We start from the raw sequence: 20,358 nt of genomic DNA, 5'->3' as shown, positions 1-20,358 counted from the left end.
AAACTCACTCTGACCCCCTTTCCTCGAACAGCCCCGGCGTTCCTGCCTTCGGCTTGAAGCCGAGGTGCCGGTAAGCCTTCGGCGTGGCCATGCGGCCGCGCGCGGTGCGCACCAGGAAGCCCTGCTGGATCAGGTAGGGCTCGATCACGTCTTCCAGCGTGCCGCGCTCTTCCGAGAGCGCTGCGGCCAGCGATTCCACCCCCACCGGGCCGCCGTCGAAGGCGTCGATGATGATGCCCAGCATGCGCCGGTCGAGCTCGTCGAAGCCTTCCGGATCGACTTTGAGCATGTCCATCGCCGCGCGCGCGGTGGCTGTATCGATCGTGCCGTCGCCCTTGACCTGCGCGTAGTCGCGCACCCGTCGCAGCAGCCGGTTGGCGATGCGCGGGGTGCCGCGCGAGCGCCGTGCCAGCTCGCCGGCGCCTTCGGCGTCGCAGGCGATGCCGAGGATCTGCGCGGAGCGGCGCACGATCCGCGCCAGTTCGTCGGCCGAGTAGAACTCCAGCCGCTGGACGATGCCGAAGCGGTCGCGCAGCGGCGCGGTCAGCAGGCCGGCGCGGGTGGTGGCGCCGATCAGGGTGAACGGCGGCAGGTCGAGCTTGATCGAGCGCGCGGCCGGGCCCTCGCCGATCATGATGTCGATCTGGCAGTCCTCCATCGCCGGGTAGAGGATTTCCTCGACCACCGGCGACAGGCGGTGGATTTCATCGACGAACAGCACATCAAACGGCTGCAGGTTGGTCAGCAGCGCGGCCAGGTCGCCGGCCTTCTCGATCACCGGCCCGGAAGTGACCCGCAGGTTGACGCCCAGCTCGTTGGCGATGACGTGGCTGAGCGTGGTCTTGCCCAGCCCCGGCGGGCCGAAGATCAGCACGTGGTCGAGCGCCTCGCCGCGACCCTTGGCCGCCTCGATGTAGATCTGCATCTGCTCGCGCACCGGCTGCTGGCCGAGGTATTCATCCAGTCGTTTCGGGCGGATGCTGGCTTCCAGCGCTTCGTCTTCGCGGCTGGCGCCGGGGGCGATGATGCGGTCTTCACTCATGGCCCCATGATCGCACGGGCGGCGGTACCGGCCTACGCGGGCCCGCCCCCCGCGAAAGCGTTGCTGGCCAGCGCGAACGAATGCAGCCGCGCGGCGTGGTCGAAGATGTTGCCGGTCAGCATCAGCTCGTCCGGACGGTGGCGGTCGATGAACGCGGCGATGCCCTCGCGCAGGTCGGCGGCGTCGCCCACCACGCTGCAGGCAAGTGCCTGCTCGACCATCGCCTTCTCCGCCGGCGACCAGAACGCCTCGATGTCATCTATCGGCGGCGGCACCAGCCCGACCTCGCCGCGACGCAGCCGCACGAAGGTCTGCTGCAGGGTGGTGAACAACCGGCGCGCCTCCGCGCGGGTGTCGGCGCCGACCACGTTCAGCGCCAGCATCGCGTAAGGCTGCCTGAGCTGCGCCGAGGGGCGGAAATCGCGGTGGTAGATGGCCAGCGCCTCGGTCATCGCCGCTGGCGCAAAATGCGAGGCGAAGGCATAGGGCAGGCCCAGCGCCGCCGCCAGCCGCGCGCCGAACAGGCTGGAACCGAGGATCCACACCGGCACCTCCAGACCCGCGCCCGGCACCGCCTGCACGGCCTGGCCGGGCTGCACCGGCTGGAAGTAGTGCAACAGCTCCTGCACGTCCTGCGGGAACGCCTCGGCGCCGTCGTGGTAGCGGCGCAGCGCGCGCGCGGTCGCCTGGTCGGTGCCTGGCGCGCGGCCAAGCCCGAGATCGATGCGCCCGGGGAACAGCGCGGCCAGCGTGCCGAACTGCTCGGCCACCTGCAGCGGCGCGGAATTCGGCAGCATCACCCCGCCCGCACCGACCCGGATGCTGGAGGTGCCGGCGGCGACATGGCCGATCAGCACCGCGGTAGCGGCGCTGGCGATGCCGGGCATGTTGTGGTGCTCGGCCAGCCAGAAGCGGGTGTAGCCCAGCGCTTCGGCGTGGCGGGCGAGATCAAGCGTGTTGGCGAAGGCCTGCGCGGCGGTGCCGCCTTCGCAGACCGGGGCCAGGTCGAGCAGGGAGTACGGGATGGGCGGGCTCATCCCCTACAGATGCCGACTCAGGCGGCCGGAATCAAGCCCGGCTCAGATTTCCACCTGCGCGCCCAGCTCCACCAGCCGGTTGCCGGGGATGCGGAAGAACGTGGTGGCAGGGGCGGCGTTGCGGTGCAGGAACGCGAACAGCTTGTCGCGCCAGACCGGCATGCCGCGGCGGCGGGCGGCGACGATGCTCTCGCGGCTGACGAAATAGGTGGTGTCCATCGGATTGAAGACCAGATCGCACTGGTCGCAGCTGCGCATCAGCGCCAGCGGCACGTCCGGCGTCTCCATGAAACCGTAGCGGATGATCACCCGGTGGAAATCGTCGCCGGCGATGGGGTCGATCTTCATCCGCCGCTCCTGCGGCGCGTACGGCACGGTCAGCGTCTCCACGGTCAGGAACACGTTACGCTCGTGCAGCACCTTGTTGTGCTTGAGGTTGTGCAGCAGCGCATGCGGCACCACGTCCGGGCTTGCGGTCAGGAACACCGCGGTGCCCGGCACCCGCACCGGCGGCGCCAGCATCAGCCCGGGCAGGAAGGTGTCCAGGCGGATGCCTTCCTTGTGGATCTCGGCGTTGAGCAGCTCGCGGCCGCGCCGCCAGGTGCGCATCACGGTGAACAGCACGATGCCCAGCACCACCGGGAACCACGCGCCCTGCAGCAGCTTGGCGCCGTTGGCGGCCACGAAGGCCACGTCCACCACCAGGAAGCCCAGGCACAGCGCCACGATCCAGTAGCGCGCGCGCGGCCACAGCATGCGTGCCACCAGCGCCAGCAGCAGGGTGTCGATCAGCATCGTCGCCGACACCGAGATGCCGTAGGCCACCGCCAGATTGGACGAGCTGCGGAACGCCAGCACCAGCCCGAACACCAGCAATGCCAGGCCCCAGTTGATGCCGGGGATGTAGATCTGGCCGATGGTGTCGTGCGAGGTGTGCTTGATCCGCATGCGCGGGATGTAACCCAGCTGCATCGCCTGCCGCGACACCGAGAACGCGCCGGTGATGACCGACTGCGAGGCGATCACCGCCGCCATCGTCGCCAGCACGATCATCGGATACAGCGCCCACTCCGGCACCGCTTCGTAGAACGGGTTGGATACCGCGCCGGGGCGCTGCAGCACCACCGCACCCTGGCCGAGGTAGTTCAGCATCAGGCAGGGCAGCACGAAGAAGTACCAGCCGTGGCGGATCGGCGGCGCACCGAAATGGCCCATGTCGGCGTACAGCGCCTCGCCGCCGGTGACCGCCAGCACCACCGCGCCGAGGATGAACACGCCGTGCCAGCCATGCTCGACGAAGAAGCGCGCGCCCCACCACGGGTTGAACGCCTTCAGCACCTCGGGGGCGGCCACCACGTTCCATACGCCGATTGCCGCCAGCGCCACGAACCAGATCACCATCACCGGGCCGAACACCTTGCCCACGCGCTCCGTGCCGAAGCGCTGCGCGGCGAACAGCCCCGCCAGCACCACCAGCGCGATCGGCACCACGAAGCGCCCCAGCCCGGGCGCCGCCACTTCCAGCCCTTCCACCGCGCCCATCACGGTGATGGCGGGAGTGATGACGCCGTCGCCGAAGAACAGCGACGCACCGAAGATGCCGAGGATGCCGACCACGTAGGCCGAGCGCGAGCCCTTGCGCAGGGTGCGCTGGGCCAGCGCCATCAGCGCCATGATCCCGCCCTCGCCGTCGTTGTCGGCGCGCATGATGATGGTCACGTACTTCAGCGTGACCACGATGTTCAGCGCCCAGAACGCCAGCGACAGCACGCCCAGCACGGTGTCGTGGTCGTTGCGCAGGCCGTAGTGCGGCGAGAACGCCTCTTTCAGCGTGTACAGCGGGCTGGTGCCGATGTCGCCGAAGACGACGCCGATGGCGCCCACCACCAGCGCCAGCCCTGCGGCCTTGCCGGAGTGGACGCCATGCGCAGGCGACGACGGTGCGGGTGTGCTCATGGATGCTCGCAGGGAAAGGCGGGGGTGGCGCAGGCTCAGCGCAGCGCCGACTGCAGCGCCTTGCGGATGATGGTTTCGGCGGCGTCGCCGTCGGTCGCGGCCTTCTTCGCCATGCGTTCCGCTTCGGCCGGCTTGTAGCCCAGCGCCTGCAGCGCGGTGATGGCCTCGGACAGCGGATCGCCCGGCAGACCGGAGCTGGCCGTGATCGGGCCGCCGGCAAGGTCGGCCGCACGGTCGCGCAGTTCCACCACCATCCGCTCGGCGGTCTTCTTGCCGATGCCGGGGATGCGGGTCAGCGCGGTCACGTCGGAGGTCTGCACCAGTCGCGCGAAGTCGTTTACCGACACGCCGGAAAGCACCGCCAGCGCGATTTTCGCGCCGATGCCGGAGACCTTCTGCACGTCGCGGAACAGCCGCCGCTCGGATTCGCGCAGGAAGCCGTACAGCGAGACGCTGTCTTCCCTCGTAGCGTAGTGGGTGAACAGGAACACCTCGCGGCCCACCTCCGGCAGGTCGTAGAACGTGCTCATCGGCGCTTCCAGCTCGTAGCCGACGCCGTGCACGTCAACCACCAGCCACGGCGGCGCCTTGTGGATCAGGATGCCCTTCAATCGTCCGATCATCGCCGCCCCCTGCCCTTGCGTCCCCACGCCTCGCGCGCGGCCACGCCCAGGCGCTGCGCACTGGCGCGCACGTGGGCATGGGTGATCGCCACCGCCAGCGCGTCGGCGGCATCGGCCTGCAGCTTGCCGGTCAGGCCCAGCATCGCGCCAACCATGTGCTGCACCTGCAGCTTGTCGGCGCCGCCGCTGCCGACCAGCGCCAGCTTGATTTCCTTGGCCGCATATTCGCTTACCGGCAGGTCGCGGGCCACGCAGGCGGCAATTGCCGCGCCGCGCGCCTGGCCCAGCTTGAGCGCGCTCATCGCGTTGTTGGACAGGAACACCTGCTCCACCCCGACCTCGTCCGGCCGGTACTGCTCGATCAGCGCCCACAGTCCGTCCAGCAACTTGCGCAGGCGCAGCGGGAAGGATTCGGCGTCCAGCAGCACCAGCGGCTGGTGGTGCACATGGGTGATCCTGCCGTCGGCGGCGACATCGATGATGCCCACGCCGGTGCGCTGCGAGCCGGGGTCGATCCCCAGCACCCTGACCGTCGCCGCGCGCGTAACCCCGGAATGCAGATCGGAAACCATGTGGGTAGCGCCGCGGCGGGCAGGCTCAGCCAAGGCCGGCCGCGTTGGAATAGACGTCCTGGACGTCATCCATGTCTTCCAGCCAGCGCAGCAGCTTCTGCACCTGCTCGGCGGTTTCGCCTTCCACCGGCGAATCGTTGTCCGCGCGCATGGTCACTTCGGCGAAGCCCGGCGCCAGCCCGGCCGCCGCCATCGCCGCCTTGACGCCGGCAAAGGCCTCTGGCGAGGTCAGCACGTCGATGGCGCCGTCTTCCGGATAAACCACCACGTCGTCAGCGCCAGCCTCGATGGCGGCTTCGGTGATCGCGTCCTCGTTCGCGCCGGCGTCGTAGCTGAGCACGCCGACCTTGTGGAACATGAAGGACACCGAGCCCTCGGTGCCGAGGTTGCCGCCGAACTTGCCGAAGGCGTGGCGGACGTCGGCCACGGTGCGCACGCGGTTGTCGGTCAGGCAGTCGACGATCACCGCCACCCCGCCCGCGCCGTAACCTTCGTAGCGGATCTCCTCGTAGACCACGCCTTCCAGCTCGCCGGTGGCCTTCTTGATGGCGCGCTCGATCACGTCCTTGGTCATGTTGACCGCCAGGCCCTTGTCGATCGCCGAGCGCAGCCGCGGATTGGTGTGCGGGTCGCCCCCGCCGGCGCGCGCCGCCACCGAAATCTCGCGGATCACCTTGGTGAAGATCTTGCCGCGCTGCGCGTCCTGCGCGTTCTTGCGGGCTTCGATGGAAGGGCCACGTCCCATGACAATATCCGGCCGGAAATGCGAAGCCGCGGATTATACGGCGGCTGATCCAACTGCGCGCCCTAATCTCAGGCGCCGCTTAACATGTCCCGTCGTACCGTGCCGCACGCTCCCGCCGAACAGCCGCATGGCCGCCCGTTTCCAACCCCTCCTCACCGTCCTGCGCCGCTGCCTGCTGCCGGGCGGGCTGGCGGTGCTCATCGGTGCCTGCGCCGCCACCGGGCCGACGCCGCCGTTCGCCGCGATCGCTGGCGACGGCCCCTACGTCTTCCATGCCGCGGGCAACCAGCTGGACGCGCTGTGGGTGTGCGGCGGCAAGGTGGTGCGCAGCCGCCTGCCGGCGCGCGACGGCGCCGTCGTCAAGCCGCGCTGCGGCTATCCGCACGCAGTGGCGATCCCGGCGCGGATCGACGCGGGCGAGATGCCATTGCCGGCGGGCGCGCGGATCATCGCGGTGTCCGACATCCACGGCCGGTACGCGTTGTTGGCGCAGCTGCTGCGGGCCCACCGGGTGATCGACGGAGGCGACCGCTGGAACGCCGGACGCGATCACCTGGTGGTGGCCGGCGACGTGTTCGACCGCGGCGAGGATGTGACTGAAATCCTGTGGCTGCTGTTCCAGTTGCAGCAGCAGGCGCGTGCTGCCGGCGGCGCCGTGCATTTCCTGCTGGGCAACCACGAAACGATGGCGCTGTACGGCAGCACCCATTACGTGCACCCGGCGCTGATCGACAACGCCCGCCTGCTGGGGCGCAGTTATGACGCGCTGTACGCCGCCGATTCGGTACTGGGGCAGTGGCTGCGCACGCGCCCGGTGCTGCTGCGGCTGGGCGATACGCTGTTCCTGCACGGCGGCATTGCGCCGCAGGACACAGGCCTGGTCGATGCGATGGCAACCACCAACGCTGCCTACCAGCACAGCCTCGGCACGCCGCGCAAGCAGATCGAAGCCGATCCCGCGCTCGCGCCGCTGTACGACCACAAGACCAGCCCGATCTGGTATCGCGGCTACTTCGACGGCCAACTCGATACGCCGGCGGTGCAGGCGCTGGCGGCGAGGCTGGGCGTCGCACGGATCGTCGTCGGCCACACCACCATCGGCGAGGTAGCCAGCTTCCACGGCGGCAGGGTGATCGCCATCGACGGCGGGCTCAAGCGCGGCAAGACCGGGCAGCTGCTGTTCATCGAGGGCGATCGGCTCAGCCGTGGCCTGCTGGATGGCCGTCGGGAGGCGCTGCCGGCGCTGCAGGAAGTCCCGCGCGACCAGGACTGAGCCTCTCCGCATGGCCCGCCGGCGGTTGCGAAGTCAAGCCTGCGCAGGCCGCCGGTACATGAACTCGCGGTCGCGCTGCGCACCGACGATGAACTCGTATTCGCCGGCGAAGGCGAAGCCGTAGCGCGCGTAGAAGCGCTGCGCGCCGAGGTTCTCCGACCACACCGACAGCCACAGCGTGCGCGGGCCGTCGCGCAGCAGCCATGCCATCGCCGCATCCATCAGCGCGCGGCCGCTGCCGCTGTTCTGCACGTCGGCGCGGATATACAGACGCTTGAGTTCGCCATCCTGCGGGCGCACGTCGGCATGCGGCAAGCCGCAGGGACCGGCCTGCGCATAGCCGATGGCGCGGCCGTCCAGCTCGGCCAGCCACAGCGCGTAGTCCGGGTTCGCCAGCGTCTTGGCGTAGGCCTCGACGGTATGGCTTTCGTCGAGGAAGGCCTGCAGGTCTTCGGGTGTGTACAGATGGCCGAAGGTTTCCACAAAGGTCGCCGCGCCCAGCTCCGCCAGCGTTGCGGCATCGAGGAGTGTGGCGCGGCGGATGGGGATCATGCTTTCCCCCTCCCCCTGCGCGCAGGGGGAGGCCGGGAGGGGGTTCGCTCTGTCGTCGTTTCGCTGCATCGGCTTACCCCTCCCCGATCCTCCCCTGCGCGCAGGGGAGGGAGCTATCTCAAGCGTCGTTTCGCGCTCTGACCTGCACGTGCACTTCGGCCAGCTGCGCGTCCGCGATCGGCGACGGCGCATCGGTCATCAGGCACTGTGCGCCGGTGGTCTTCGGGAACGCGATCACGTCGCGGATCGAGTCGCTGCCCGCCATCAGCGCGGCGATGCGGTCGATGCCGAAGGCGATGCCGCCGTGCGGCGGCGCGCCGTACTTCAGAGCGTCCAGCAGGAAGCCGAACTTGGCGCGCTGCTCGTCGGCACCGATGCCCAGCAGGTCGAACACCGCCGCCTGCATCTGCGGGCGATGGATGCGGATGGAACCGCCGCCGATCTCGTTGCCGTTGAGCACCATGTCGTAGCCACGGCTGACCGCGGTGCGGGCGTTGGCGCGCAGGTCGTCGATCGAATCCACCGCCGGCGCGGTGAAGGGATGATGCAGGGCAACAAAGCGCTGCTCCTCCTCGTCCCATTCGAACATCGGGAAGTCGGTGACCCACAGCGGCGCCCAGCCCTCGGCGACGAGGTTGAAGTCCTTGCCGGCCTTCAGCCGCACCGCACCCATGAAGTCGGACACCTTGTTATAGCCGCCCGCGCCGAAGAACACGAGGTCGCCATTGCCGGCGCCGACGTGCCTGAGCACGGTCTCGAACGCACCCTCGGCGAAGAACTTGGCGACCGGCGAATTGACCGCACCGGCCTCGTCGATCTTCGCGTACGCGAGGCCCTTGGCGCCGTACTTGGCGGCATGCGCTGCGTATTCGTCGATCTGCTTGCGCGACAGGGCCGCGCCGCCGGGGATGCGCAGCGCGGCGACGCGGCCGTTCGGATCGTTGGCGGCGCTGGTGAACACCGCGAATTCGCAGTCCTTCACCAGTTCGGCCACGTCCACCAGCTCCAGCGCGATGCGCAGATCGGGTTTATCGGAGCCGTAGCGGCGCATTGCTTCCGCCCAGGTCATGCGCGGGAACTGCGCGGCCAGCTCGACGCCAACCACCTCGCGGAACACATGCCGCACCATGTCCTCGGTCAGGTCCTGCACGTCGCGCTCGGCCACCCACGCGAATTCCATGTCGAGCTGGGTGAATTCCAGCTGGCGGTCCGCGCGCAGGGCCTCGTCGCGGAAGCAGCGGGCGATCTGGTAGTAGCGGTCGAAGCCCGCCATCATCAGGATCTGCTTGAACAGCTGCGGGCTCTGCGGCAGCGCGTAGAACTCGCCGGGATGCATGCGCGCCGGCACCAGGAAGTCGCGCGCGCCTTCCGGGGTGGCCTTGGTCAGGATCGGGGTCTCGATGTCCTGGAAGCCGCGCGCGTCCAGGTAATGGCGCAGCGCGCTGACCAGCCTGGTGCGGGTGCGCATCTTGCGCTGCATCTCGGGGCTGCGCAGGTCGAGGTAGCGGTACTTCAGGCGGATGTCCTCGCCCGGGTTCTCGTGGTGGTGGAACGGCAGCGGCTCGGCCTTGTTCAGCAGCTCGATGCGCGTGGCCACCACTTCCACCTGGCCGGTCTTGATCCTGTCGTTGACCGACTGGCGACGGCGCACGGTGCCGGTGATGCGCAGGCAGTCCTCGTAACCCACCGCCGCGGCGGCGGCCAGCATGTCGGCGTTGCCGTCGATGTCGGCAGGCTCGGCCACGACCTGCACGATGCCCTCGTGGTCACGCAGGTCGATGAACACGATCTGGCCCATGTTGCGGGCGACGTCGGCCCAGCCGCACAGGGTGACGGTCTGGCCGATCAACGCGTCGTCGATCAGGCCGCAGAAATGGGTACGCATGGGAACTCCGGGGACGCGGGCGCGCGGGCGTCGGGCCTGCGCGAAGCCGGGTATTTTAGCCGATGGGCGGGATCGGCAAGGCGGAATGGCGCGGACGAGGCGGGGGCGGGCATCCGGCGGCGGGACAGGGGCGGCCGCGCAAGTCGCGGCCCGATATCCGCTTGGTTGCGCGGCCGCCCCTGTCCCGCTGGAGGGAATCAGGCGGCTTGCCCTTCGTTCCCGCCTTTGCGGGAATGACGTAACTTCCCAAGCGAGAGCGACTAAGGCTTGCTTTCCGCCGCGGGCTTGGCCGTTTCCGGCTTCGCCTCGGGCTTGCTCTCCGCCGGCTTGGCGGCATCGCCGGCCAGGTTGCGCTTCTTGTCGCCGTCTTTCTTGAAGTCGGTTTCGTACCAGCCGCCGCCGGCCAGGCGGAACTGCGGGGCGGTCAGCTGGCGGTGCACCTGCCCTTCCGCGCCGCAGGACGGGCAGGCGGTGGGATCGGCATCGGACAGCTTCTGCAGCTTGTCGAAATGGTGCCCGCAGGCGGCGCAGGCGAAGGCGTAGATCGGCATGGCGATGAAGTCGTATGGGCCAGGTTACTGGCCGGGAGTGGGGGCAGCGACGGCATTATCAACCGCGGCGGGCGCATCGGCGGGGGCGGTGGGGGTGTTCTCCTGCATCGGGTCGACATCGAACGGCACCCGCAGCAGCAGCGACGGCAGCAGCGTGTTGAGCACGGTGTAGAGCACCAGCGCACCGGTCAGGGTTGCGGACAGGCCGAAGCGGCTGTGCAGGATTTCGGCCAGCACCAGGGTGAAGACCAGGGTGGGCGTCAGCGCGATCGACACCCGGAAGGTGCTCTGCCGGTGTTCACCGCGGAACAGGACGCGCCGCTGCAGCCACACCATCGCCACCCGCAGCGGCACCACCAGCGCGGTCAGCAGCAGGCCGAGGCCAAGCGCTTCCAGGCTCAGGGCATCGCGGGCGATCTGGCTGCCGGCATGGAAGAAATAGAACGGCACGAAGAACGACGCGAACAGGCGCAGTGCGTTGATGTTCTCGTCCGAGGCCATGCGCGGGATGCGCACGCGCAGCAAGCGCGCGATCAGACCGGCAATGAACGCACCGACCAGGTAGTACACGCCCAGCTTGTAGGTGATGAAGGCGGCGACGAAGCCGGCCATCACCAGCAGCGAGAATTCCGATCCCGGCGCGTGCGGCGCGATCCAGCGCCCGAACGCAACGTACAGCAGCGGCAGCCCCACCATCAGCGCCGCCATCGCCAGCGCGGACAGCCCCAGCTGCACCGGATCGCCCGCCTGCAGGACCACGAACAGCGCCGCCAGCGCCAGCAGCTCGCCGGCAATCGCCTTGCTGGTCACCCAGAAGCGCTCCTCTTCATCCAGCCCCAGCCGCTCCAGGGTGTCGAGGATGAAGCCGGTGGAGGGCGTGAGCAGGGCCAACGCCACCAGCGCAGCGGCCTGCCAACCGAGATCCAGATAGCGCCAGCCCAGCCAGGCCAACAGGCAGAGATTGCCGATGCGGATCGCCAGGTGCACCAGCAGCGGCCCAAGCCCCCGGCGCAGCGCGCGCATGTCCACTTCGAGTCCGGCGAACAGGAACAGCGAAGAGATGCCCAGGGTCGACAGCAGGGTCACCACCGGGTCATGCACGCCGTTGCCGAGCGCCAGCATGGCGCCGATGCCGAACACCAGGCAGGTAATCGGCGCCGGCAGCCGGAAGCGTTGCAGCGCGCGCGGGATCACCAGCAGGGCGAAGATCAACAGCAGGTAGACAAGTTCGCGGCTCATGCGTTCAGCCTAACCGCGCGTTCGAGGATGCGCCGCACGTCAGCCTTCGTACAGCGCCAGCAGCTCCGCCTCGGCGGCTTCAAGCTCCTGCCGCAGCTGCATCTGCTGGCGGCCGATGTCGGCCACCTTGCCGGCATCGGCGTAGACCGCGGGATCGGCCATCTGCGCATCGAATTCGGCCAGCTTTCCTTCCAGCCGCGCCACCCGCTCCTCGGCCTTCTGCAGCTTGTGCGGGTTGACCTTCACCGCCGGCTTCTTCGGCTCGGGCGGCGGCGCCGGCAGCGCCGGTTCTGCCTTGGGTGCGGGGGTTTTCGGGTTGTCGCTGCCGGGGCGCGAGCGCAGCCAGGCGGCGTATTCGTCCAGATCGCCGTCGAACGGCTCCACCTTGCCGCCCGCCACGCGCCAGTAGCTGTCGCAGACCAGGCCGATCAGGTGACGGTCGTGGCTGACCATCACGATGGCGCCATCGAAATCCGACAGCGCCTCGGCCAGCGCCTCGCGCATGTCGAGGTCGAGGTGGTTGGTGGGTTCGTCGAGCAGCAGCACGTTGGGGCGGCGGTAGGCGATAAGCGCCAGCGCCAGCCGCGCCTTCTCGCCGCCACTGAAGGTGTCGATCACTTCGAAGGCGCGGTCGCCGGGGAAATTCCAGCGGCCCAGGAAGTCGCGCAGCACCTGGTTGGGCGCGTCCGCATCCAGCTTGCGCAGGTGGTCCAGCGGGCTGGTCCCGAATGCCAGCGATTCCACCGTGTGCTGGGCGAAATAACCGATGCGCAGGTCCGGGTGCGCCTTGCGCTCGCCGGACATAGGCGCCAGCTCGCCCACCAAGGTCTTCACCAGGGTGGACTTGCCGGCGCCGTTGGGGCCGAGCAGGCCGATGCGGTCGCCGGCTTCGAGGCCGAAATTGGCGTTGGCCAGGATCCGCGCATCCGCACCGTAACCGCAGTCCACGTCGTGCAGCGACAGCAGCGAATTGGGCAGCTTCAGCGGTTCGGGCAGGGTGATGTGCAGCGCGCGCTCGGCGCGCACCGCCTCGGTGCCGGCCAGCTTGGCCAGCCGCTTGACCCTTGATTGCGCCTGCTTCGCCTTGCTCGCCTTCGCCTTGAAGCGGTCGATGAAGCTCTGCAGGTGGGCGCGCTCGGCCTGCTCCTTCTCGTGCGCGATCTGCTGCTGGCGCAGGTGCTCGGCGCGCTGGCGCTCGAAATCGGTGTAGTTGCCGACGTACAGCTTCGCGGTGCCGTCGTGCAGGTGCAGGATGTGGGTGGTGACGTTGTCGAGGAACTCGCGGTCGTGGCTGATGACCAGCAGGGTGCCGTCGTAGCGCTTCAGCCATTCCTCCAGCCAGACCACGGCGTCGAGGTCGAGGTGGTTGGTGGGTTCGTCGAGCAGCAGCAGATCGGACGGCGTCATCAGCGCGCGCGCCACGTTCAGGCGCACCCGCCAGCCGCCGGAGAAATCCGATACCGCCTTCTCATGCACCTCGGCCGGGAAGCCGAGGCCATGCAGCAGCTTGCCGGCGCGGGCGCTGCCGTCGTAGCCGCTCACTTCTTCCAGCCGATGATGGGCCTCGGCCACCGCCTCCCAGTCCTCGGCGGCGAAGGCGTTGGCTTCCATCTGGATGGCGGCATGCACCGCCTCGTCGCCGGACAGCACGAAGTCGATGGCCGGGTTCGGCAGGTGCGGAGTTTCCTGCGCCACCGAGGCCACGCGGGCCTTGCCGGGCAGGTCAAGATCGCCCTTGTCGGGCTCGACCTCGCGCATCAGCGCGGCGAACAGGCTGGTTTTGCCGGCGCCGTTGCGGCCGACCACGCCCACGCGCCAGCCCGCATGCAGGGTCAGGTCGACGTTGGACAGGAGCAGGCGTTCGCCGCGCCGGAGGGCGAAATTGCGGAAGGAAATCATGGGGCGGCGAGTTTACGGGAAAGCCAGCGGGCAATCCGCGTCGGCAAACAACATACGTTAGCGCATATGGGCATGCAGGAGATGCGTTTGCAGTGCAGTTAAACGGGTGTTAAACAGTGCTGGAAATCCCAGAACGGAGATGATCATGCCCCGCATCACCCCCCTCGCCTTGGCCCTGTCCTCGCTGCTGGCCGCCACTCCGGCGCTGGCGCAGCAGCAGGCCGACAAGGACGCCCGCACCCTCGACACCCTGATCGTCACCGGCACCCGCGTGGCCGACCGCACCGTGGCCGAATCGCAGTCGCCGATCGACATCCTCACCCCGGAAACGCTGGAGGCCACCGGCACCACCGAGTTGGCCACCGCGCTCGCGCGTGCCCTGCCCTCGCTCAACTTCCCGCGCCCCGGCATGGCCGACGGCACCAGCGGCGTGCGCCCGGCGCAGCTGCGCGGGCTCTCGCCGGACCAGGTGCTGATCCTGGTGAACGGCAAGCGCCGCCACATCTCGGCGCTGGTGAACGTCAACGGCACCATCGGCCGCGGCTCCTCCGCGGTGGACCTGAACACCATCCCGGTCGCCGCCATCGAGCGCGTGGAAGTGCTGCGCGACGGCGCCTCCGCGCAATACGGTTCGGACGCCATCGGCGGCGTGGTCAACATCGTGCTCAAGGGCTCCGGCGAAGGCGGCAGCATCGCCCTCGGCGGCGGCCAGTATTCCGAAGGCGACGGCAAGCAGTGGCAGCTCTCGGGCGATGCCGGCCTGGACCTGGGCGGCGGCGCCGGCACCATCCACGTGGCGGCGCAGACCGGCCACCAGGACATGACCAACCGCGCCGGTCCCTACCAGGGCAGCGCGCCGAACACCGGCAACTTCCCCGGCGTGGGCCAGACCGCGTTCAAGCTGGGCGACCCCGACGTCGATCACGCCGCGCTCTCGCTCAACGCCAATCTGAACATCGGCGAGAACAACCTGTATGTCAGCGCGATGTCGAGCAAACGCGACATCACCTCGTTCGCGTTCTACCGCTCGAAGAACCACAGTGGCCAGGGCGCGCTGCTGGCACAGGTGTACCCGGACGGCTACGTGCCCGAGATCAACCAGGACGCGCGCGACCGCAGCGTGGTGGTGGGCCTGAAGGGCGTCAGCGCGGGCGGCTGGAACTGGGACTTCAGCTACAACCTCGGCGACAGCCGGCTGGACTTCCGCACCCAGAACACCATCAACTACGCGCTGGGCACCGCCAGCCCGCGCAGCTTCTACGACGGCGCGCTCCAGTACACCCAGCAGGTGGTGAACGCGGACTTTTCCAAGGCGGTGAACATCGGCCTGGAATACCCGGCCACGCTTTCGCTCGGCGCCGAGCATCGCGAGGAAACCTGGGAACAGAGCGCGGGCGAGGCGAGTTCCTACTTCGGCTCCGGCGCACAGGGCTTCGGCGGGTTCACCCCGCGCAACGCCGGCAACTACGAGCGCCACAACTACGCGCTGTACGCGGGGCTTGAAGGCGACTTCACCGAAAAGTTCTCGGCCGGCCTGGCCGGGCGTTACGAGGACTATTCCGACTTCGGTGACCAGTTCTCCGGCAAGCTGTCGGCGCGCTACGCGTTCACCGAGAAGGCCGCGCTGCGCGGCACCGTCGCCACCGGCTTCCGCGCGCCGTCGCTGGCGCAGCAGCACTACCAGGCGGTCACAACCAACATCACCAGCGGCGTCGCCTACGAGACCGGCACCTTCCCCGCCGCGGGCGCGGCGGCGCAGGCGCTGGGGGCGGAACCGCTGCAGGCGGAAACCTCGCTGTCCTACAGCCTGGGCCTGGTGCTGCAGCCGGTCGAGCGCCTCTACCTGACCATCGACGCCTACCGGATCGAAATCGACGACCGCATCGTGCTCTCGTCCAACCTCAACATCGCCAACAACGCCGCGGCGCAGGCGCTGCTGGCCGGGCTCGGCATCACCAACGTCACCAGTGCACGTTACTTCAACAACGCCATCGACACCCGCACCCGCGGCGTCGACGTGGTCGGCAGCTGGAACGTGCCGCTGGACGCCAGCAACCTCAACCTGACCGCCAGCTACAACTACAACAAGACCGAGGTGACCCGCATCGCCCCCAACCCGGCGGCGCTGTCGGCGCTGGGCGCCAACCTGGAGCGCATGGGGCGCGACGAGCGCGGGCGCATCGAGGAAGGCTCGCCGCGCGACAAGTTCGCGCTGACCGCAGGCTGGAACCTGCAGCGCTGGGACTTCAACGCCGGCGCGACCCGCTACGGCGAGGTGACCGCCCGCCACGCCAGCAACCCGGCGCAGGACCAGACCTACGGCGGCAAATGGACGCTGGATCTGTCGGTGAATTTCCGCCCGAACCAGCACTGGGTGGCGACGCTGGGCGCGGACAACGCGCTGGACGAATACCCGGAAGAGAACGTCTACGCCAACTCCACCTTCGGCATGTTCCCCTACAGCCTGTATTCGCCGTTCGGCTTCAACGGCCGCTACGTGTACGGCCGCGTTTCCTACAAATGGTGAGCTGAACCCCGCGTTCATTTCCACCCGAGCGCCCCGGATTTCCGGGGCGTTTCGGTTTCCGGCCCGTCCCTGACGCGTGCGATCATCGGGGCATCGCCCTGTCGGAGCCCCCATGCCGCATCACACCTCGCTCATCGCCATCCTCGTGTTCGGCTTCGTGCTCGCCTTCGCGCTGGGCGCACTGGCCAACCGCCTGCGGCTATCGCCGCTGGTGGGCTACCTGCTGGCGGGGGTGTTGGCCGGGCCGTTCACGCCCGGTTTCGTGGGCGATCCGGAGCTGGCGCCGCAGCTGGCGGAGATCGGCGTGATCCTGCTGATGTTCGGGGTGGGCCTGCATTTCTCGCTGCGCGACCTGATGTCGGTGAAGAACATCGCCATTCCCGGTGCGGTCGGGCAGATCGCGGTCGCCACGTTGCTGGGCTGGGGCCTGGCCGAGCTGATGGGCTGGCGCCACATCGAGGGACTGATCTTCGGCTTCTCGCTGGCCACCGCCAGCACCGTGGTGCTGCTGCGGGCGATGGAGGAACGGCGCCTGCTGGATACCCGCCGCGGCAAGATCGCGGTGGGCTGGCTGATCGTGGAAGACCTGGCCTGCGTGATCGCGCTGGTGCTGATCCCGGCGCTGGCCGGCGCACTGGGCGGTGGCGAAGAAGTCGGCGCCGGCGACATCATCAAAGCGCTGGCGATCACCTTCGGCAAGGTCGCAGCGTTCGTCGCGTTCATGCTGATCGTCGGCCGCCGCGCGATCCCGTGGGTGCTGGAGCGGATCGCCGGCACCGGCTCGCGCGAGCTGTTCACGCTGGCTGTGCTGTCGATCGCGATGGGCGTGGCGTTCGGTTCGGCCGAACTGTTCGGGGTGAGCTTCGCGCTGGGCGCGTTCTTCGCCGGCATGCTGCTCAACGAGTCCGAGTTCAGCCACCAGGCGGCGCAGGACTCGCTGCCGATGCGCGACGCCTTCGCGGTGCTGTTCTTCGTCTCGGTGGGCATGTTGTTCGACCCGCGCATCTTGATCGAGCATCCGCTGCAGGTACTGGCGACCACCCTGATCATCGTGTTCGGCAAGTCCATTGCCGCCTACGCCATCGTGCGCGCGTTCGGCCACCCCAACGCCACCGCGCTGACCATCTCCACCAGCCTGGCGCAGATCGGCGAATTCGCCTTCATCATCGCCGGCCTTGGCCTGTCGCTGAAGATCCTGCCCAAGGACGGCCACGACCTGGTGCTGGCGGGCGCGCTGATCACCATCATGCTCAACCCGATCCTGTTCATGGTGCTGGACCGCTGGCAGCTGCGCGAAGACGCGCGCGTCCTCGCCAATGCGCCGCCGGAGCCGGACGTGGTGCCGCTGGACATCGGCGGCCACGCCATCGTGGTCGGCTACGGCCGCGTCGGCAGCCAGCTGGCGCAGCTGCTGAAGGAACGCGGCGTACCGGTGGTGGTGATCGAGGACGATGCCGACCGGGTGGTGCAGGCGCGCGCCGGTGGGTTCCCCACCGTCCGTGGCAACGTCGCCAACCGGCGGGTGATGCAGGAAGCGGCGCCGGAGCGCGCCAACCTGGCGATCTTCGCGATGCCACAGGCACTGGAGGCCGGCGAGGCGATCGAGCGCCTGAAGGCGATCAATCCAGCCCTCAGCGTGCTCGCACGCGCCCACAGCGAAGCGCAGGTGAAGCACCTGCTCGGCCACGGCGCCGACGCGGCGGTACTGGCCGAGCGTGAGCTGGCCTATTCGCTGACCGAAATGGTGATGGCCACGCCGCCCTATCGCGCCCTGCGGGCTTGACACATCCCCGCCGGGTGGCAACAGCCACCCTCGCGGGGCGTACTTGGCGGTTACTTCACGAACACCAGCCTGCCACCGTCGGCATCCACCTTGACCGTATCGCCATTGCCGAACCTGCCGGCCAGGATGTCCTGCGCCAGCGGGTTCTCCAGCTGCTGCTGGATGGCGCGCTTGAGCGGGCGGGCGCCGTACACCGGATCGAAACCGACATTGCCGAGCAGATCAAAGGCCGCATCGCTCAGTTCGATGCGGATGCCGCGCTCGCCCAACCGCTTTTCCAGCCCGCGCAGCTGGATGCGCGCGATCTGCTTGATCTGCGCCTTGTCCAGTGGGTGGAACACCACGATGTCGTCCAGCCGGTTGATGAACTCCGGGCGGAAGTGCGCCTGCACCACGCCCATCACCGAGGCCTTCATCTGCACATAGGCTTCGGGTGAATCATCCCCGGCCAGCTCCTGGATCTGGTGGGAGCCGAGGTTGGAGGTCATCACGATCACCGTGTTGCGGAAATCCACGGTGCGGCCCTGGCCATCGGTCAGGCGGCCATCGTCCAGCACCTGCAGCAGGATGTTGAACACGTCCGGATGCGCCTTCTCCACCTCGTCCAGCAGGATCACGCTGTACGGCCGGCGACGCACGGCTTCGGTGAGATAGCCGCCTTCTTCATAGCCGACATAGCCCGGGGGCGCGCCGATCAGGCGGCTGACCGCGTGCTTCTCCATGAACTCGCTCATGTCGATGCGCACCATCGCGTCCGCGCTGTCGAACAGGAACTCCGCCAGCGCTTTGCACAGCTCGGTCTTGCCGACGCCGGTGGGGCCGAGGAACAGGAACGAGCCGCTGGGCCGGTTGGGATCGGACAAGCCGGCGCGCGAGCGGCGCACCGCATCGGACACCACCTTGATCGCCTCTTCCTGCCCCACCACGCGCGCGTGCAGCGCCTCTTCCATCTTCAGCAGCTTCTCGCGCTCGCCTTCCAGCATCTTGCTGACCGGGATGCCAGTCCAGCGCGCCACCACCTGCGCGATCTCTTCCGCCGTCACCTTGTCCTGCAGGAGGGTGAAGCCCTTGGTCTCGGCCTCCTGCGCGGCGGCCAGCTGCTTCTCCAATTCGGGAATGCGGCCGTACTGGATCTCGCTCATCGCGGCGAAATCCTGCTTGCGCTGCGCCGCTTCCAGCTCCAGCCGCGCGGCCTCGATCTGCTCCTTGATCCTGGTCGCGCCCTGCAGGGTCGCCTTCTCGGCCTTCCATACCTCCTCGAGGTCGCTGTACTCGCGCTCCAGCACGTCGATCTCCTTTTCGAGATCAGCCAGCCGCTGCTTCGACTCCGCGTCCTTCTCCTTCTTCAGCGCCTCGCGCTGGATCTTCAGCTGGATCAGCCGGCGCTCCTTGCGGTCCATCTCCTCCGGCTTGGAGTCGATCTCCATGCGGATGCGCGAGGCGGCCTCGTCCATCAGGTCGATGGCCTTGTCCGGCAGCTGGCGGTCGGCGATGTAGCGGTTGGACAGCGTGGCGGCGGCGACGATGGCCGGGTCGGTGATCTCCACGCCGTGGTGCACGGCGTAGCGCTCCTTCAGCCCGCGCAGGATGGCGATCGTGTCTTCCACCGACGGCTCGCCGACGAACACCTTCTGGAAGCGGCGCTCCAGCGCGGCATCCTTCTCCACGTACTTGCGGTATTCGTCCAGCGTGGTGGCGCCGATGCAGTGCAGCTCGCCGCGCGCCAGCGCGGGCTTGAGCATGTTGCCGGCGTCCATCGACCCTTCGGCCTTGCCGGCGCCGACCATGGTGTGCAGTTCATCGATGAACAGGATGATCTGGCCTTCGTTCTTCGACAGGTCGTTCAGCACCGCCTTCAGCCGCTCCTCGAACTCGCCGCGGAACTTGGCGCCGGCGATCAGCGCACCCATGTCCAGCGACAGCAGGCGCTTGCCGCGCAAGCCTTCCGGCACTTCGTTGTTGATGATGCGCTGGGCCAGGCCTTCGACGATCGCGGTCTTGCCCACGCCGGGTTCGCCGATCAGCACCGGGTTGTTCTTGGTGCGCCGCTGCAGCACCTGGATGGTGCGGCGGATCTCCTCGTCGCGCCCCACCACCGGATCGAGCTTGCCGCTCTCCGCGCGGGCGGTCATGTCGATGGTGTACTTCTCCAGCGCCTGGCGCGCGTCTTCCGCATTCTCGTCGGTCACTTTCTCGCCCCCCCGCAGCTTGTCGATGGCCGCTTCCAGCTTCGCCTTGTTGGCGCCGGCGGCCTTCAACGCCTTGCCGGCTTCGCCGGACTCCTCCAGCGCCGCCAGCAGGAACAGCTCACTGGCGATGTAGGCATCGCCGCGCTGCTGGGCCAGCTTGTCGGTGACATTGAGCAGGCGGACCAGGTCGTTGCCGGCCTGCACGTTGCCGGCCTGGCCGGTCACCTTGGGCAGCCTGTCCAGCGCCTCGGCCAGGCGCTCGCGCAGCACCGGCACGTTGACCCCGGCCTGCGCCAGCAGCGGCCGGGTGCCGCCGCCCTGCTGGTCCAGCAGCGCCAGCAGCAGGTGGACGGGTTCGATGATGGTGTGGTCGCGGCCGACGGCCAGCGACTGGGCGTCGCTGATCGCCTGCTGGAAACGCGACGTGAGCTTGTCCATTCGCATGACGGGATCCTGTGAGTCGGGGCCGGCGCGGCCCAATGTCC

Annotated in this window: 15 protein-coding genes; 3 read left to right on the top strand and 12 right to left on the bottom strand. The window is 68.6% G+C overall.

The window, feature by feature from the left end; translation table 11 throughout:
• Positions 1 to 4 precede the first annotated feature (4 nt).
• The 6 genes from ruvB to E5S66_RS03760 are packed head-to-tail and all read right to left on the bottom strand — an operon-like array spanning position 5 to position 5,975.
• Complete coding sequence (ruvB, locus tag E5S66_RS03785) at positions 5 to 1,042, bottom strand: Holliday junction branch migration DNA helicase RuvB (protein WP_138347611.1); 1,038 nt, start codon at positions 1,040 to 1,042, stop codon at positions 5 to 7.
• Positions 1,043 to 1,074: 32 nt separating this feature from the next.
• Positions 1,075 to 2,079 carry an LLM class flavin-dependent oxidoreductase gene (locus tag E5S66_RS03780; protein WP_138347610.1) on the bottom strand — a complete coding sequence of 335 codons (1,005 nt, stop codon included), beginning with the start codon at positions 2,077 to 2,079 and terminating at the stop codon, positions 1,075 to 1,077.
• 42 nt (positions 2,080 to 2,121) lie between these two features.
• Positions 2,122 to 4,035 (bottom strand): potassium transporter Kup, encoded by a 1,914-nt coding sequence (locus E5S66_RS03775; protein ID WP_138347608.1) that lies wholly within the window; start codon positions 4,033 to 4,035, stop codon positions 2,122 to 2,124.
• Positions 4,036 to 4,070: 35 nt separating this feature from the next.
• On the bottom strand, positions 4,071 to 4,658 hold the full coding sequence (gene ruvA, locus E5S66_RS03770; RefSeq protein WP_138347606.1) for a Holliday junction branch migration protein RuvA: 588 nt from the start codon (positions 4,656 to 4,658) through the stop codon (positions 4,071 to 4,073).
• Entirely contained in the window at positions 4,655 to 5,230 is a 576-nt protein-coding gene (gene ruvC / locus E5S66_RS03765) for a crossover junction endodeoxyribonuclease RuvC (RefSeq protein WP_138347604.1), read from the bottom strand. The genes ruvA and ruvC overlap by 4 nt, the downstream gene beginning before the upstream one ends.
• A gap of 25 nt (positions 5,231 to 5,255) precedes the next feature.
• Positions 5,256 to 5,975, bottom strand: a complete 720-nt coding sequence (locus E5S66_RS03760; protein WP_138347603.1) for a YebC/PmpR family DNA-binding transcriptional regulator — start codon at positions 5,973 to 5,975, stop codon at positions 5,256 to 5,258.
• Positions 5,976 to 6,135: 160 nt separating this feature from the next.
• Here E5S66_RS03760 and E5S66_RS03755 point away from each other — a divergent pair, with 160 nt between their 5' ends.
• Complete coding sequence (locus E5S66_RS03755) at positions 6,136 to 7,248, top strand: metallophosphoesterase (protein WP_425472159.1); 1,113 nt, start codon at positions 6,136 to 6,138, stop codon at positions 7,246 to 7,248.
• Between the two features lie 33 nt (positions 7,249 to 7,281).
• Here the strand turns inward: E5S66_RS03755 and E5S66_RS03750 are convergent, their stop codons facing one another.
• The 5 genes from E5S66_RS03750 to E5S66_RS03730 all read right to left on the bottom strand — a co-directional run bounded on the left by E5S66_RS03750 (position 7,282) and on the right by E5S66_RS03730 (position 13,374).
• Complete coding sequence (locus E5S66_RS03750; RefSeq protein ID WP_138347599.1) at positions 7,282 to 7,800, bottom strand: GNAT family N-acetyltransferase; 519 nt, start codon at positions 7,798 to 7,800, stop codon at positions 7,282 to 7,284.
• A gap of 118 nt (positions 7,801 to 7,918) precedes the next feature.
• Positions 7,919 to 9,685 carry an aspartate--tRNA ligase gene (gene aspS / locus E5S66_RS03745; RefSeq protein WP_138347597.1) on the bottom strand — a complete coding sequence of 589 codons (1,767 nt, stop codon included), beginning with the start codon at positions 9,683 to 9,685 and terminating at the stop codon, positions 7,919 to 7,921.
• A 260-nt stretch (positions 9,686 to 9,945) separates the two neighbouring features.
• Positions 9,946 to 10,236: an FmdB family zinc ribbon protein gene (locus E5S66_RS03740; RefSeq protein ID WP_138347595.1), complete on the bottom strand. Its 291-nt coding sequence runs from the start codon at positions 10,234 to 10,236 to the stop codon at positions 9,946 to 9,948.
• 24 nt (positions 10,237 to 10,260) lie between these two features.
• Entirely contained in the window at positions 10,261 to 11,475 is a 1,215-nt protein-coding gene (locus E5S66_RS03735; protein ID WP_138347593.1) for a cation:proton antiporter, read from the bottom strand.
• A 39-nt stretch (positions 11,476 to 11,514) separates the two neighbouring features.
• On the bottom strand, positions 11,515 to 13,374 hold the full coding sequence (locus E5S66_RS03730; protein ID WP_138347591.1) for an ABC-F family ATP-binding cassette domain-containing protein: 1,860 nt from the start codon (positions 13,372 to 13,374) through the stop codon (positions 11,515 to 11,517).
• Positions 13,375 to 13,513: 139 nt separating this feature from the next.
• Between E5S66_RS03730 and E5S66_RS03725 the strand changes: the two genes are divergently transcribed.
• Together E5S66_RS03725 and ybaL are read left to right on the top strand one after the other, a co-directional pair.
• Positions 13,514 to 15,901, top strand: a complete 2,388-nt coding sequence (locus E5S66_RS03725) for a TonB-dependent receptor plug domain-containing protein (RefSeq protein WP_425472153.1) — start codon at positions 13,514 to 13,516, stop codon at positions 15,899 to 15,901.
• Between the two features lie 112 nt (positions 15,902 to 16,013).
• The gene (ybaL, locus tag E5S66_RS03720; protein ID WP_028838728.1) at positions 16,014 to 17,684 is read left to right on the top strand and encodes a YbaL family putative K(+) efflux transporter; all 1,671 of its coding nucleotides are present in this window, start codon (positions 16,014 to 16,016) and stop codon (positions 17,682 to 17,684) included.
• Positions 17,685 to 17,734: 50 nt separating this feature from the next.
• Here the strand turns inward: ybaL and clpB are convergent, their stop codons facing one another.
• The gene (clpB, locus tag E5S66_RS03715) at positions 17,735 to 20,317 is read right to left on the bottom strand and encodes an ATP-dependent chaperone ClpB (protein WP_138347587.1); all 2,583 of its coding nucleotides are present in this window, start codon (positions 20,315 to 20,317) and stop codon (positions 17,735 to 17,737) included.
• Positions 20,318 to 20,358 lie beyond the last annotated feature (41 nt).

The sequence above is a fragment of the Thermomonas fusca genome, from assembly GCF_005862345.1.
In the GTDB taxonomy this organism is placed as follows: domain Bacteria; phylum Pseudomonadota; class Gammaproteobacteria; order Xanthomonadales; family Xanthomonadaceae; genus Thermomonas; species Thermomonas fusca.
Note: the sequence above shows the minus strand (reverse complement) of the source record. Positions and strands in the feature narration are given on the sequence as shown.